This window comes from Mesorhizobium sp. CNPSo 4670 (genome assembly GCF_057784235.1).
The window spans coordinates 72,537-86,379 of sequence record NZ_JBWJFQ010000017.1 but is presented as its reverse complement, the minus strand read 5'-3'; the positions used below and the strand labels follow the sequence as shown (position 1 = coordinate 86,379).

The 13,843-nt window shown below is 62.2% G+C and carries 17 protein-coding genes and 1 tRNA gene; 10 read left to right on the top strand and 8 right to left on the bottom strand.

Annotated features, from left to right (window positions below; translation table 11 throughout):
* Positions 1–85 precede the first annotated feature (85 nt).
* Together AC0ZT5_RS25095 and AC0ZT5_RS25090 are read left to right on the top strand one after the other, a co-directional pair.
* Positions 86–160, top strand: a tRNA-Val gene (locus AC0ZT5_RS25095).
* Between the two features lie 414 nt (positions 161–574).
* Positions 575–1,252 carry a peroxiredoxin-like family protein gene (locus tag AC0ZT5_RS25090; protein ID WP_477288606.1) on the top strand — a complete coding sequence of 226 codons (678 nt, stop codon included), beginning with the start codon at positions 575–577 and terminating at the stop codon, positions 1,250–1,252.
* Between the two features lie 176 nt (positions 1,253–1,428).
* Here AC0ZT5_RS25090 and AC0ZT5_RS25085 read toward each other — a convergent pair whose 3' ends face one another.
* The gene (locus AC0ZT5_RS25085) at positions 1,429–1,782 is read right to left on the bottom strand and encodes a hypothetical protein (RefSeq protein WP_488498627.1); all 354 of its coding nucleotides are present in this window, start codon (positions 1,780–1,782) and stop codon (positions 1,429–1,431) included.
* 449 nt (positions 1,783–2,231) lie between these two features.
* On the opposite strand from AC0ZT5_RS25085, the gene AC0ZT5_RS25080 reads away from it, so the two are divergent.
* Positions 2,232–2,465: a hypothetical protein gene (locus AC0ZT5_RS25080; protein WP_488498626.1), complete on the top strand. Its 234-nt coding sequence runs from the start codon at positions 2,232–2,234 to the stop codon at positions 2,463–2,465.
* An 87-nt stretch (positions 2,466–2,552) separates the two neighbouring features.
* On the opposite strand, the gene AC0ZT5_RS25075 is transcribed toward AC0ZT5_RS25080, so the two are convergent.
* Positions 2,553–2,849, bottom strand: coding sequence for a hypothetical protein (locus tag AC0ZT5_RS25075; protein ID WP_488498625.1), 297 nt, complete (start codon positions 2,847–2,849; stop codon positions 2,553–2,555).
* Here AC0ZT5_RS25075 and AC0ZT5_RS25070 point away from each other — a divergent pair.
* Positions 2,849–4,369, top strand: a complete 1,521-nt coding sequence (locus AC0ZT5_RS25070) for a winged helix-turn-helix domain-containing tetratricopeptide repeat protein (RefSeq protein ID WP_488498624.1) — start codon at positions 2,849–2,851, stop codon at positions 4,367–4,369. The genes AC0ZT5_RS25075 and AC0ZT5_RS25070 overlap by 1 nt on opposite strands.
* Before the next feature lie 115 nt (positions 4,370–4,484).
* Here AC0ZT5_RS25070 and AC0ZT5_RS25065 read toward each other — a convergent pair whose 3' ends face one another.
* Entirely contained in the window at positions 4,485–4,697 is a 213-nt protein-coding gene (locus tag AC0ZT5_RS25065; protein ID WP_488498623.1) for a hypothetical protein, read from the bottom strand.
* Between the two features lie 248 nt (positions 4,698–4,945).
* Here AC0ZT5_RS25065 and AC0ZT5_RS25060 point away from each other — a divergent pair, with 248 nt between their 5' ends.
* The 3 genes from AC0ZT5_RS25060 to AC0ZT5_RS25050 all read left to right on the top strand — a co-directional run bounded on the left by AC0ZT5_RS25060 (position 4,946) and on the right by AC0ZT5_RS25050 (position 7,053).
* Positions 4,946–5,203, top strand: a complete 258-nt coding sequence (locus AC0ZT5_RS25060; RefSeq protein WP_488498622.1) for a PepSY domain-containing protein — start codon at positions 4,946–4,948, stop codon at positions 5,201–5,203.
* Positions 5,204–5,585: 382 nt separating this feature from the next.
* Complete coding sequence (locus AC0ZT5_RS25055; protein ID WP_488498621.1) at positions 5,586–6,326, top strand: lysozyme inhibitor LprI family protein; 741 nt, start codon at positions 5,586–5,588, stop codon at positions 6,324–6,326.
* Between the two features lie 244 nt (positions 6,327–6,570).
* Positions 6,571–7,053 (top strand): hypothetical protein, encoded by a 483-nt coding sequence (locus AC0ZT5_RS25050; protein ID WP_488498620.1) that lies wholly within the window; start codon positions 6,571–6,573, stop codon positions 7,051–7,053.
* A 123-nt stretch (positions 7,054–7,176) separates the two neighbouring features.
* On the opposite strand, the gene AC0ZT5_RS25045 is transcribed toward AC0ZT5_RS25050, so the two are convergent.
* Both AC0ZT5_RS25045 and AC0ZT5_RS25040 read right to left on the bottom strand, forming a co-directional pair.
* Positions 7,177–9,054: a L,D-transpeptidase family protein gene (locus tag AC0ZT5_RS25045; RefSeq protein WP_488498619.1), complete on the bottom strand. Its 1,878-nt coding sequence runs from the start codon at positions 9,052–9,054 to the stop codon at positions 7,177–7,179.
* A 212-nt stretch (positions 9,055–9,266) separates the two neighbouring features.
* Positions 9,267–10,013 carry a 3-oxoacyl-ACP reductase family protein gene (locus tag AC0ZT5_RS25040; protein WP_488498618.1) on the bottom strand — a complete coding sequence of 249 codons (747 nt, stop codon included), beginning with the start codon at positions 10,011–10,013 and terminating at the stop codon, positions 9,267–9,269.
* A gap of 99 nt (positions 10,014–10,112) precedes the next feature.
* On the opposite strand from AC0ZT5_RS25040, the gene AC0ZT5_RS25035 reads away from it, so the two are divergent.
* Positions 10,113–10,727: a TetR/AcrR family transcriptional regulator gene (locus AC0ZT5_RS25035; RefSeq protein WP_488498617.1), complete on the top strand. Its 615-nt coding sequence runs from the start codon at positions 10,113–10,115 to the stop codon at positions 10,725–10,727.
* A 58-nt stretch (positions 10,728–10,785) separates the two neighbouring features.
* Positions 10,786–11,181: a rhodanese-like domain-containing protein gene (locus AC0ZT5_RS25030; RefSeq protein WP_184874214.1), complete on the top strand. Its 396-nt coding sequence runs from the start codon at positions 10,786–10,788 to the stop codon at positions 11,179–11,181.
* 13 nt (positions 11,182–11,194) lie between these two features.
* Here AC0ZT5_RS25030 and AC0ZT5_RS25025 read toward each other — a convergent pair whose 3' ends face one another.
* Positions 11,195–12,106 (bottom strand): alpha/beta hydrolase, encoded by a 912-nt coding sequence (locus AC0ZT5_RS25025; protein ID WP_488498616.1) that lies wholly within the window; start codon positions 12,104–12,106, stop codon positions 11,195–11,197.
* Positions 12,107–12,153: 47 nt separating this feature from the next.
* On the opposite strand from AC0ZT5_RS25025, the gene AC0ZT5_RS25020 reads away from it, so the two are divergent.
* Complete coding sequence (locus tag AC0ZT5_RS25020; RefSeq protein ID WP_488498615.1) at positions 12,154–12,606, top strand: MarR family winged helix-turn-helix transcriptional regulator; 453 nt, start codon at positions 12,154–12,156, stop codon at positions 12,604–12,606.
* Between the two features lie 18 nt (positions 12,607–12,624).
* On the opposite strand, the gene AC0ZT5_RS25015 is transcribed toward AC0ZT5_RS25020, so the two are convergent.
* Complete coding sequence (locus AC0ZT5_RS25015; protein WP_488498614.1) at positions 12,625–13,236, bottom strand: pyridoxamine 5'-phosphate oxidase family protein; 612 nt, start codon at positions 13,234–13,236, stop codon at positions 12,625–12,627.
* A gap of 66 nt (positions 13,237–13,302) precedes the next feature.
* Positions 13,303–13,656, bottom strand: a complete 354-nt coding sequence (locus AC0ZT5_RS25010) for a gamma-butyrobetaine hydroxylase family protein (RefSeq protein ID WP_095091538.1) — start codon at positions 13,654–13,656, stop codon at positions 13,303–13,305.
* Between the last annotated feature and the right edge of the window lie 187 nt (positions 13,657–13,843).

Below are 13,843 nucleotides of genomic sequence, written 5' to 3'. Positions count from 1 at the left end.
TCCTTGCCGGAACGCCTGACGCCGCCTTGACTTCCCGCACCTGGCTCCCTTATATCGCGGCTCGCTTGGCCTTCGGGCAACGAGCGGGCGATTAGCTCAGCGGGAGAGCACACCCTTCACACGGGTGGGGTCGCAGGTTCAATCCCTGCATCGCCCACCAATATCCCTAGGAAAGTCAGCAGCTTACTAACGTGTTGGCCAAATCGTCGATCTGGGCCTTTTTCGTTTCGCCACTATGTCGCCACCAATTCGACGATAGTTTTCGACACCCGCGTCGGGAACTGAGCAGCTGGCTTCGCCTCTTTCACGGCGGTATTCCGTCCCGAAGGCCCGAAATGCTCCGCTCGTTGGTACGCTCTCACCTGTAATCGATTCGTTGATTGCCAGCCGTTTGCTTCTGCGCGCCAGGAGTGAGGCTCCGCAAGGCGTAGGCTTAGGTAGCGCCTCAACGTCCGCCCATCTCTGTGCTACATTGCAATTTCAACACGCTCAGGAAGTGTGTGCCGAACACGGGCTGGAGCCGGAACTACCGCCGCGCTTTCGTTATTGGATTGAGCCGGGAGGAGGATCAAGCATGTCTGACCGCGCCGACGTAGGCCCTCTGCAACTGGGCGAACGTGCGCCCAACTTCGTACTCGACGCAATTACTCGCGAGGGCAAGATAGCTATCGACGATTTCCGCGGCGAGAAGGCAGTGCTGGTTGGGCTGTATCGAGGTCTGCATTGTCCGTTTTGCAGGCGTCATATCGCGACGGTTTCGCTGCTCACACCAGCCCTTAACGCAAAGGGCATCGAAAGCCTCACGGTGGTGAACACACCCATCGAGCGGGCGCGCCTTTATCTCCGGTACCATCCGATGGTTGGTTTGCTTGCTGCATCCGATCCGGAGCGCGTTTCACACCGCGCCTTTGGATTGCCCAATATGCAAATAGTAACTGAGGGCGAGAGCGCATTGCCGCACAAGGTCTCGATGAGCGATGTGAAGGCGATGCGGCTCAACGTGCCGGGCGAAATGCCTGAGCCGATGGATCCGTTTGCCACGCTCGAATATCTGAACAAAAAAGACAATTACGAAATCACTGAAGCGGACCAGCAAATGATGGCGACCGGCGTGGGCCAGCTCACCGGCCAGTTCCTGCTCGACCGCAACGGCGTCGTTCGCTGGACGTTCTCCGAAGTTTTCGATGGCGGCTTGGGCGCCCACCCGAACTCTGAGGCGATGATGTCGGTCGCGTCGCATATTGGTCAGTAGCGGCGCAGTTGCGGACATCGGCTGCGCGGATAGCAGGTGTTATGCAATCCGTTAGTTCGAGCCGGTCGCCCCGCTTGGGGCAGTCGCTTCGACGACGGGCTGAAGTGCGGTGGGAATTCCAGTATGAGCGGCCAACCACGCGCCAGCGCGGAAAGACAATTGCGTCGAGCCCGCGATCAGCGCTTCATCGAGTGCAGGATGGCCTGCATGTGCTCTTCCAGGTCGAGTTCACCCCGAGCCTCAGCGGTCAACAGGTACTCGGCCTTAGCCCGTCGGTCGCCTCGGCTGATCGCAGGATACGAGCAGATGGCCAGCAATGCTTCCTGTTCAATCCGGTCTGCCGTCTTGCATTCGTTGCTGCTACTGCCCGCTTGATGAACAACCCAGTGAAGCCCGACATAGGCGGCTTCATGGGCTCCGATCAGCGCCCGCAATTCGGGCGAGGCGCCTTCCCCTTCAGCAAGCGTCGGTTCAACGACCGAGGCGACGGCGGCGAACGCGAGAAGTGTACGGCGGGTGACTTCGGGCATGCCTCATATCCCTGCTGTCTGATCATGCGGACATACTATAGCACCGGCGCAACGGTTCGGAGAGATGCTCTGGGACGCGACCATACTGTCTGCTGACAAAATGTATTCACTCCCGCAGCTCGCCCTCCGGGGTTGGCTGGTTGAGGCCCTGAAAACCGAAAGTGCCGCGCGCTGGGGGCCACAAGCCACCCCTCACCCCGCCTGCCGATTAACCCGGGGGCGACAACATCGCCCGCCGGGTGCCTTCGCACTGTCAACCGCGCCCCAGCGCCAAGTGTGGCCTTAAGTCGCAATAACTGGCTTCCGAAAGCAGGGCCTCGGGCTTCATTGACGCTGCGACCAACACCATATGGTGATCCACAGCCCTCCAAACGAGAGAAGCTCGCCCTGACGCGGTCGCACTGCGGCCGTCAGCCGGCAATGGCTTATGAACCAGGAACCTGAAAACCATGCCTGAAAATAAAAGACTAACTTCGAGAGACGTCCCCCTCATTCAGCTAGGCGTCTATCAGTGCCGCTTCCCGGTGAGCGAAGACCCGTCAGTACCCGGCGGTTACCGTTTTTGTGCTGGGCCAACTTCGCCGGATCGCGTCTATTGCGATCACCACCACAGCATCGTGACCGCCGTCGACCCTCGTCGAAGCCGTTCAGGTCTCAACCCCGCTCAACGACGCGCCGCGTAAGGTAAGCGGGCGGCCTCCCCCGACCGCAAGCGCGACAAGGGGAGAGATTCAGCAGAATTTCAGAAATCTTCCGGTACGCGGCCGTTCCTAGGCTGCATTGTTCTGAAGAACGAACCGGATGAGGTCGAACATGTCGCTGAGTGAGAACACGCGCCAAGCCGCCCGGCAGGAACTCCTGGAATTTGCGTCCAGCGTCATGGTTGGGTCCCCTTGTGCGCCCATGCCTGGAACAATGTTCGAAATGCTGGAGATCATCGCCGTGGAGAGGCGGATGACTTCCAGCCAAGGTGAAGGCAGGTCAAATTCCTCTGATCCCTTGACGTCCGAGCCGATTGAGACCCCAATCAGGCTGCGTTTGGTCGAGCTGGTCAGATCGGCATTCAATGTCGCAAGAAAACGGTGGGCCCATACTGGCACTTGGCAGTTGCGAGCTTGATCTTGCCCGCGGGCTGCTTGTCCGCGATGGAAAACCTGTTGCTCTGCGCTGCAAGGCGTTTGATCTGTTAACTTACCTCAGCCGGAATGTCGGGCGTGTCGCGACCAAGTCTGAACTGATGTCAGCGGTATGGCCCGATGTCTTCGTGACCGAGGACTCACTGACGCAGGCGGTCAGGGAGTTGCGAAAGGCGCTGCAGGACGAAAGCCAAACCATTATCCGCACGGTTGCCAAACGCGGCTACGTCCTCTCTCTTCCCGATACGCCAAGACAAGAGCGCTCTGGACAGCCGAGCGTTGCGGTACTGCGCTTCAGCAATGAAGGTGCGCCGGACGACGCCCCTTTGGTCGACGGTTTCGCCGAGGACATTGTCAATGCGTTGGCTCGCTTCGGAACGGTCGTAGTGCTGGCGCGCAATTCCGGATTTGCATTTGTCTCCGATTCCGCTTCCGATTGGCGTGCCGTTGGCGACAGCCTCGGCGCAACCTATCTGGTCCGCGGCAGGGCGACGACCCGCGCAGACGGCATGCGGGTCACCGTCAGTCTCATGACCGCCTCGACGGGTGAAGTCCTCTGGAGCGATACCTTTTCTGCTTCTGGCGGCCAGATCTTCGAAATGCAGGAAGAAATCGCCAGCCGTGTGGTGAACCGGCTGGTCGCTCGGCTTGACGACGCGGGTGTCAAGCAGGCAACCCCGAAGCCTCCCGATAGCCTGGCCGCATATGAGCTTCTCCTGCGTGGACTGGCCCGGCTGCGCGGCTATGGCGATGACGACAATCAGGCCGCGCGCGATCTCTTTCAGGCTGCGGTCGACAAGGACCCGACCTATGCTTTGGCGCATTCCTACACCGCGCTCGCCGATCTCATTATCGGTGGCTATGCTGAGACATCCCCGGCGTTGCTTGCTTCATTGATCGACCGCGCGGAGTGCGCGGTGACCCTGGCGCCGGAAGAGCCACGCTGCCATCGCGTGCTTGCTCAGGCTTTGCTCTCTGCCCGTCGGTTCGAAGCGGCCGAACATCACCTTCAACGCGCGTTCGACCTCAACCCATATGACGCCGATACGATTGCGCAAATGGGGTACTTGCTCACGATGAGAGGCAGGCCGCTTGAAGCACTCGTGGCGATTGACAGTGCGATACGGATCAACCCGATCCATCCTGATTGGTACCACTATGATCGCGCCATCGCCCAATACTCAGCTGGAGATTACAAGGCCGCGCTTGTAAGCATGTCCAAGGTCCCACCGAGGACCCCCTGGCGACTGGCAAGGCTGGCGGGGTGTCACGCTCAACTCGGCGAACTGAAGGAAGCTCAGCGCATTGTGGCAGAGATCAAGCGGATAGCGCCTGACTACTCGCCGCTTGAGTTTGCGCAAACCGGAATCGCCTTCGAACATGCGAGTGATGTCGAACACCTCATTGCCGGCGTCGCCAAGGCACTCGCAGCGTATGAGGACCAGAGCTAGGGCCGCCACCCGGGCCGACGTGGACGCAAACAAGAAATCCATCGAATGCTGTGGCAACTGCTGGGCTGCCCAAGCGCGCCTGCTTTCCTCAACGTCCCAAGCCAATGCAATAGAGCTAGCAACTGCAGTCCGCCCCTTCCCCGCCAAAATTCTTCTGGGCGAAATTCAGGGCGCTGCTGTAGCTCGTGTAGCTCTGGAACTGACAGACGTCGGAGCCGTTCCGCACCTTCATCTGGTCGAGATCCCAGAACGAAACCGAGATGCGGTCGTAGGCGCAATAGACGGTGTAGCGTTCAGGCTCCAGCGCCCTGGCTTTCTGCACGGGCATGCAAAACGGCCGGGATGGAAAGCACCGACAGTGCAAGCAAGACGATGTGACGCGTGCGCATAGTGACCCCCAATGAACCGCCAACATAATATGGCCATGAATACTGAAGCGGCGCATCGTGGTTTTTTTGGCGCATGGGTTTTTCTTCCGAAAACTGCAATCGGTGAACTCAATCGCCACGCACTTCAGCTGCGGAACAAACCGGCATGGCAGCGAGTTTCTGTCCGACGAGAACTTGAGGGAAAGCCATGTCCAGATTTCTGGTGGCGACGAGCGTCGCCGTTCTTCTCGCCGGCGGGCCGGCCTTTGCCGCGGATGAGCCCCTGTTGCCGCCGCCCAACGCCAAGAAACTGTCGGAGATCCTCGCCAAGGTCGAGAAGCGCGACGGCTTTCGCTATGTCAAGGAAGTCGACTGGGACAGCGGCGCCTACGTCGTCACCTACTACACGTCTGACAAGGCCAAGGTCGAAATCACCTACGATCCCGTGACCGCCGAGCCCAAATAGGGTTCGTCGGCAAGTGTCCGTATCTGACGCGGCGCACTGGATCCCCAATTGTCGAAGTCGGCGCCGCCCCTCATCGCCCTGCTGGGCACTTCTCCCCGTATAGTGACGGGGAGAAGGGAGATGGCCGCAACGCCGGCTCCTTTTTGCAACGTCGACAATTGGCGAAACCATCGATGACAGCGCCCTCTCCCCGTCACTATGCGGGGAGAGGATGCCGGCAGGCTGGTGAGGGGCAGCGCCAGCGTCCGGAAAAGGGTGACGGGGACGAATTCGAAACCTGAAGCGATTGCCCTAGCCTCGCCCAAAATTGTCCATTCTTGAGGTATGACATGCATGCCAGGGCGTGGGCTGCGCCTTGGGCAATCGTGGCTTGGGGGCAATCATGCGATCTTCCGTTCGAACCCGTCTTCTGGCCGTGCTGGCCTTCATTCTGGCTGGCGGCATCCTTGGGGCCGCTCCGGCGCGGGCCGATGGGCCATCCTTCGACTGCGCCAAGGCAAGCCGGCCGGCGGAAAAGGCGATCTGCGCCGATCCGCAGCTGTCGGCCATCGACCTGCTGGTAGCCAAGGCGTTCAAGGGTTTCGAGCCGGCGTTCGGCGGCGACAAGCGCAAGATCGCCCGCGGGTTGAATGCCGACCGCAATGCCTGCAAGAGCGACACCGCCTGCATCGTCAGCGCGCTGAACAACGCGCTGCAAACCTATGGCGCTGCGCCGCCATGGGTGCAGGACTACAACATCGCGCTGATCGGCAAGAAGGCGCTGGAGGCCGCGGCGCGAAACCCGAAAGAGATCGATCAGCCGCTGCCCTCGGCAATCGGCCAATGCGCCTCCACCCATATCAAGACGCTGACCACGCGGCTTGGCGACGATCCGCTGGAAACGGCCAACCCGGATGGCGGCAGTGCCGCGACATTCACCAATCACGGCGGCGCCGTCTCCTATGATCGCGACCCTGGCCTGGCCGCCTCGAAGGTCGGCGACGCGGCCGTCATGTGCCTGATCTCGATTCCCAGGGACTGCCCCAAGCACGATGAGCGCGGCCGCGTCTACTACGGCATCGATCTCGCCATCAAGGCGTCGTGGGCGCTGCCGGACTCGGAGCATATGTGCGGCGGCGCGTGAATGCCGCTTCGTGTTCCGCGTGGCGCTGCCCTCACCTGCCTGCCGGCATCCTCTCCCCGTCACGACACGGGGAGAAGTGCCCGGCAGGGCGATGAGGGGCGGCGCCGACCTCCGCAATTGGTGGTCTCCGCCGTAAGTCGAGCTTGTCATTGGTCAGAAGCGACTACCCTGCACCATCTTGCCCCTCCCCTTGCGTCAGTCTCGCTTTGATGGCTGACTGCGGCCCACAGGCGCCGCATGGGGGATGGGCATGGCGACGGCGAAGCACGTGCTGAAGCGTATACTGATGATGTTGACCGGCTACCTCGTATCGGTGCTGGTCGGCTTGATCGCTGTCGTGGCGATCTACGCCGCGCTCAGTTCCCTACCCAACGCGCCCGCCTATTTCGACGTCATGGGCGTCTCGCCGATCGCCGTCCTTGTGGTTCCGCCGCTCGGCATGTTCGTCTATTTCCTGACGATTGTCGTGACCGCACTGCAGACGCTCATCTTCGCGCTGATTGCCGAACTCTTCTCGTTACGCAATTTCCTGCTGCACATGTTTTTCGGCGCCGCGGCCGCCGCCTGCGGGTTCTTCCTGATCTGGCCAAGTTCAGCGGAGGACATGGACCCCGAGCGCTGGGGCGACATCGGCATCATCGCCGCGGCCGGCCTTGTCGCCGGTTTGGTGTACTGGCTGATTGCCGGACGGGACGCGGGTTTCAGGCGCCCGCTGTTCGAGCGCTGATGCATGTCGCCCAAAACTGCGCAGCGGGTTTGGGACAGTGACACGCATAAAAACAAAGACTTAAGCCGTGTCGGCTGAATCCGTTTCAGCCGACACGCTTTAGAAGTCGAAAAAGGCCGTTGCTCAACTCGACGGCGAGCGCACCGCCTCGGTGGCATCCAATGCCTGCTTCAGCCGCGTATCGCGGTCGTAGACGTCGCCGAAATATTCGACCTTGCCGGACATATCAGGCCAGGCGGTGAAATAGGCGACATAGACCGGGATCTTGCGCGTCACGTCCTCGGTCGAGTGTCCGTGCTTCAGCTTCTCGGCGATATCGTCGACCGAGGTGCCGAGCACGGCAGCCGCCATGCCGCGCGGATCCTGCAGCCGCACGCAGCCATGGCTGAGCGCGCGCATATCCTGCTTGAAGAACGATTTCTGCGGCGTGTCGTGCATGTAGATCGCGTGCTTGTTGGGGAACAAGATCTTCAGCTCGCCCAGTGCATTGGCTTCGCTCGGCTGCTGGCGCACGCTGTAGGGAATGTTGGCGCCATAGGCGCCCCAGTCGACCGCCGACGAAGGGATGCGCTTGCCGCGCGAATCGGTGACCTCGTAGCCGGCCCGATCGAGATAGCCGGGATCGCTGCGCAGCCTGGGCAGCATCTCGTTGACGATGATCGACTGCGGCACGCCCCAATAGGGATGGAAGTCGACCTGCTTGATCTGGTTGTAGAAGAAGGCGGTCTGGTTGGTGGTCCTGCCGATGACGGCACGCGTCTTCAGCTTTTCCTCGCCATTGTCGATATAGCTCGCGGTGAAGGCCGGCTGGTTGATGAAGACACGCGGGCTGCCGAGATCGGAAGGCAGCCAGCGCAGTTCCTCCAGCGCCACCTCAACCTTCAGCAACCTGTCGGCCTTGGACGTTCCGGCCAGCGTCGCGACGGTGCGCGGTCCGATGACGCCGTCGCCCTTCATGCCGGCTTTCTTCTGCACGGCTTCGATTACCGGAACCAGTTCCGGGACATAGACTTCGCTGGTGGCCAGCCTCGCCAGGATCTCGCCATAGGCGCCACCCATCTCGTCATCGAGATTGCGGGCGATCAGGGTCAGCAGCTTCGGCAGTTCGGGACTGGTTTCGCCCGGCTTCAGCAGCAGCTTGGGGTCGACGACGATCTCGTTCTCGGCGCTGGCCTGCAGGGACTCCAGTTCGACGCGCAGCGCCTGGTATTCCGCATTCTGCGGATGCCGCGATTCGAGATAGGTGCGCACCTCCTGGGTATGCGCCAGCGTTTTCAGCACGCCTTGCAAGTCGAGCGGCTTGGCCGGGAAATCATAGTAGCCGGTCATGCGGTTGGGCTCGACCCGGCCGTTCTGGGCATCATGAGCATAGCGCAGCACGCGGGCCGACAGCGCCATCTCGAAGCGGACGAGCTCTTTCATCTGTGCATTGGCGTCGGCCGGCGAGGCGTTGGCGGCAGGCACGTTGACCGTGTAGTCGGCCGGTTCAAGGCCGTAGCTCGCTGCCTCGCCCAGCACCCGCACCGCATCCTGCGCGCGGCTGTTGACGCCCGTGCCCGTCACCCAGATGAAATCCGGATTGGCCGAGTAGTAGGCGATCAGCGCCTTGGCGATATCGGGCTCGGCATAGAGTTCGTAGTCGCTCAAGCCGGCAATCGCGTCGTGGAAGGCAGCCCCCGTGGCTGAGGGCACGAATGCGGCATCCTGCGGGGCCGCCGGCATTGGCGCCGCGGTCAGCGCCGAAAAGTCGATGCGCACCAGCCGATCGGCCTTGTAGGTGTAGTAGGACGGGCTGCTGATTTTTACGCCGCCGCCACCTGGCACTTTCGGCTTGTGCTTGGGCGGCGCGGGTGGAAACTCACCTTGCGGCTCGTGCCTGACGCCACCTCCGAAAAGCATCTCGAAGAGCCCTTGCGCGCCTGCCTGTGGCACACCGAAGGCCAGCGTTGCCGAGATCGCCACCAGCGGCATCACGGTTGCTTTGTTTCGGAGGAATTTCATGAATCACCCGCCCGGCTGTAACCGGTTCCCGTTCCGCACCGTTAAGACGATCTCGCTCACCGCATGGCGGATGTAAGGCGCGACTATACTGATTCATACTGATTTCGTTAAGCTTCCATAAATTTTGGAACGCTTGTTGCAGAACGGTTTCACAACATCGTGACGGCCGGAGCGAAGTGTCTCCGCTCCGGCCGGGGGAAATCCTGCGGGGATCAGGCGTTGGCGCCACCGTCGATGGTCAGCGCCGCGCCGGTGACGAATCGGCCTTCCGGTCCCGCGAGCCGGGCGACCATGCCGGCAATGTCTTCGGCTTTGCCAAAGCGCGGCGTTGCCATCTTCTGGCGCTGGTGTTCGGCGTGCGGGCCATCGGCCGGATTCATGTCGGTGTCGGTCGAACCGGGGTGGACGACATTGGCGGTGATACCGCGCGGGCCGAGGTCGCGCGCCAAGGCCTTGGTCAGGCCGACCAGTGCCGCCTTGCTGGCCGAATAGGCGCCAAGACTTGTGTCGGTCACCCGCTCGGCAAGATTGCTGCCGATCGAGATGATCCTGCCGCCCTCGCCCATATGCACTGCCGCCGCCTTCGAGGCGACGAACGGCGCCCTGAGATTGACCGACATGGTCTCGTCGAAATCGGCGAGCGACAGGGTGTCGATGGGTGCGGCGCGCCAGATGCCGGCGCTGTTGACAAGGATGTCGAGCCGGCCGAATGCGGTGACGGCATCATCGACGGCCTTGTCTATGGCCGCGGCGTCGCGGTTGTCGGCCTGGATGGCGATGGCGCGGCCGCCCTTGGCCTCTATCTCGGCAACAACCGAGCGGGCCTGCTCCTCGCCATGCACATAAGTCAGCGCGACACAGGCGCCATCGGCCGCAAGCCTTCGCGCAATCGCCGCACCGATGCCGCGACTGCCGCCGGTGACGAGCGCGGCCTTGCCGTTCAAGCTGTTGGATGACATTTGCTTCTCCTTTTTGTAATGATCGATACATAAATACCTGTCAGTCTTGCCCGCCCGCGTCAACTGAATTATGTATCGATCAACACAGAAAAGAGCGTCATGTCGGAACGAGGCCGCCCCCGCACCTTCGATCGAACCGCAGCCCTGCACCGCGCGATGGAGGTTTTTTGGGCTCGCGGTTACGAAGGCGCATCGATGAGTGAGCTGACCGCCGCCATGGGCATCAACTCGCCCAGCCTCTACGCCGCCTTCGGCAGCAAGGAGGCGCTGTTCCTCGAGGCGACCGATTTCTATTCGCGCACCGAGGGTGCCGACATCTGGCTGGCGCTTGAGGAAGCACCGACCGCGCGTCAGGCGATCGAACAATTTCTATGCCTCACGGCGAAAGCCTACGCGCAGACCGATCGCCCGCAGGGCTGCCTGATAACGCTCGGCGCTTTGCACCAGGACTCCAGCCGCGGCGCCATCTGCGACGATCTGCGCCGTCGTCGCGCCGAGAATCACGCCGCCCTGCGCACACGTCTCGAACGCGGCGTTGCCGAAGGCGAACTGCCGGTCGGATTCGACTGCAGCGCTGCCGCCACCTTCTACGCCACGGTCCAGCACGGCATGTCGATCCAGGCTCGCGACGGCGCCTCGCATTCGGCGCTTCTGGCAACCGTGGCCGGCGCGATGGCGGCGTGGCAGACGATGGCCGGCACCGACAGAGCGTGACAAACGCCGGCCATTGTGCTGCAAATCCAGACAGCCAGCCGGTCGGGAGGACAAGCCTGTGAAAAAAGGGTATCGCGAACTGCTGGATGAGGCGAATGCCGAGATCGAGGTGGTGTCGCCGGAGGAAGCGGCAGGGCTGCTTGACGATGAAGACACCATCTTCGTCGACCTGCGCGATCCGCGCGAGGTCGAACGCGACGGCAGGATTCCCGGCGCCAAGCATGTCACCCGCGGCATGCTGGAATTCTGGATCGACCCCGAAAGCCCCTATCACAAGCCCTTCTTCGCTTCGGGGAAGAGCTTCGTCTTCTTCTGCGCCGGCGGCTGGCGCTCGGCGCTGGCCACCAAGACGGCGCAGGACATGGGACTATCGCCGGTCAAGCACATCCTTGGCGGCTACACCGCCTGGAAGGCGGCCGGACTGCCGGTCGAGCCCGGCGGGAAGAAGAAATAGCCTCGATGGCCGTTCAGTGCAGCAGCGACGGCTCGCGATGCTCGCCGACGAAGCCGACCGCGCGTCCGACCACGCCCTTGTCCGCAAGAATGCGACGGTGGCCGAGCCCGTCGGCCCAGTAGAGCCGCACATGGCCGCCGGCGTCGGCATAGCGTGTTGCATGGTCGGCCGGAACTTCACGGTCGTCCGGTGCGTGGATGACCAGGGTCGGCACCGGCGCGTGAGCGAGCTGGCGGTCGCCGGTGAATTCGTGCAGCGGCCGGCCGGAAAGATGTTCGACACGGTCCGCCATGGCGGCCTGCGAGCGAGGTCCGACATTGAGCATGCGGCTGAAGTCGGCAAAGATCGCCGGCAGGGAACTGGGCGCTGCGATCAGCACCAGGCGTCCGGCCACCAGCGGCGGGATGTTCTTGACCGAGCCGGCGAGGGCATTGGCGGCGACAGCGCCACCGAAGGAATGGCCGACAACAGCCACGAAAGGGCCGAACCATTCGCCGGCGACCCGCACCGCATCCACGGCATTGACCATGTTCAGCCGTCGGCCCTGCGACTGGCCGTGGCCAGGCAGGTCAAGCGAAACCACCCTGTAGCCGGCCGCGCGATAGCCTTCGATCAGCGCCCGCATATATTCGGTGCGCGAACGCCAGCCATGCACGACAAGCACCGTGCCGGCCGCCGCCCTGCCCGGCTCCGGCCGGAATTCGTGCACCATGACGCAGCCGGTCGCGGTCTTCAGCCGGTGATGGCGCGCCTCTCTCATGAACCCGGCCGCACGGTCCACGGCGCGGCGCTCGCCATCGCTGAGCGCCTTCACATTCGGCGTGCGGCAGAACAGTTCGAAAGCCGCGCGTCCGGTCAGGCGCGGCGCAATACGCTCAGCCGCACCAAACACCCGCCGGATGACCTTCAGCCCGATTGATGCCATAGTGAGAATCCATCCATACGTTCAAGCATGAACATAATAGTTCAAAGATGAACAATAAACAAGAGTTACCTTGGGACAGCCCGCGTTTTCGCAACTGGGTCGCGGTGGCGCGCGCCTGCCATGTGCTTGAACGCACGCTGGCGACGAAACTGGCGCCGCTCGACCTGAAGCCGGCGCAGCTCGACGTGCTGATGAACCTGTATCGCCACCCCGGCATGTCGCAGCACGACCTTGCCCGCAAGCTGCTCGTCGGCCGCTCCAACATCACAATGCTCTTGCCGCAGCTGGAGGCGCGTGGCCTGCTGCGCCGCGAAGGCGACGAGAAGGACAAGCGGATCCTGCGGCTTGCACTGACCGAAGCCGGCGAGGCGCTGCTGATGCAGGCGCTGAAAGTGCACATGGCGCTGATCGAGAAGGCGATGAGCCAGTCGACGCCGGAACAATGCGACATGATCGGCGAGCAGATGCGCAAGATTTACGATGTGCTGAAAGACGCCTAGCCCTTTCAGCCCCGAAACCTACCACATCGTCTTCTTCGCCCGCTCCGGCCATTCCTTGTCGTAGGTCTCGCCGTCGATATTCCTAAGGCTGGTGATTTCCAGGATCTGTCCGGGCGTCGGCAGCGACTTCGGGTCGACATGCCTCGCCGGGTTCCACAGCTCGGAGCGGACGATGGCGCGGGCGCATTGGAAGTAGACCGTATCGATATCGACGACGGTGACCGAGCGCGCCGCCTTGCCGTCCACCGTGAACGATGCGCACAGCGCTGTATCCGTCGTGATATGGGCCCTGCCGTTGATGCGCAGCGTCGTGCCGGAGCCCGGCACGAGAAACAAAAGACCGACGCGCGGGTCGCGGATGATGTTTTTCAGCGAATCGGCGCGGTTGTTGCCGCGACGGTCCGGCATCATCAGCGTTTTCGGATCAACGATGCGCACGAAACCGGCGAGATCGCCGCGCGGCGAACAGTCCAGGCCCTCTGGTCCGCTGGTTGCCAGCGCGACGAACGGCGAGGCCTCGATGAAGGCTGCGTATTCCGGAATGACGTGATCGAGTTCCTTGACCAACGAAGCCTCGCCTGGAACGCCATAGAGCGCCTCGAGCTGCTCGACCGTGGTGATGACCGACATCTTCCTCGTCTCCAAACCTTTGCCGGCGCTACCCCACATCGATGACGTTTTGACGACAGCGACGGCCTAGCGGTCCCGGCTCAAGCCCTTTTCCGCAAGCTCGGCGAGATAGGCATTCCAGCGCTCGTCCTTTTCGTGGCCGAGCGTGTGCAGGTAATTCCAGGTGAAGATGCCGGTGTCGTGGAAATCATCGAAGGTGATGCGCACCGCATAATTGCCGACCGGCTCGATCTTCAGGATCGCCACATTGCGCTTGCCGGGGACCGTCACCCGTTGGTCTGGCGAATGGCCCTGCACTTCGGCCGATGGCGAAGCGACACGCAACAGCTCCGCCGGCAGTTCGAACGGCCGATGATCGGGAAAGGTGACCGACAGCAGTTTGCGATCCTTCGAGACCCGGAGTTCCCTGGGTGCGGTCATGATGTTCGATCCCGTAGCAATCCACCCTTCCCTACGCTGCTTCGCCGGAAGGGAAAAGGCCGTTGAGGTGAGCCGACATGCGATGTCGGCCAGGGAATGTTACCAAAGATCGAGAAGCGGTATCTTGAATGGCAGGCCGGATCGTATCACATAGCGGTATATAACGATGCCGCTCACGGCCACGGGA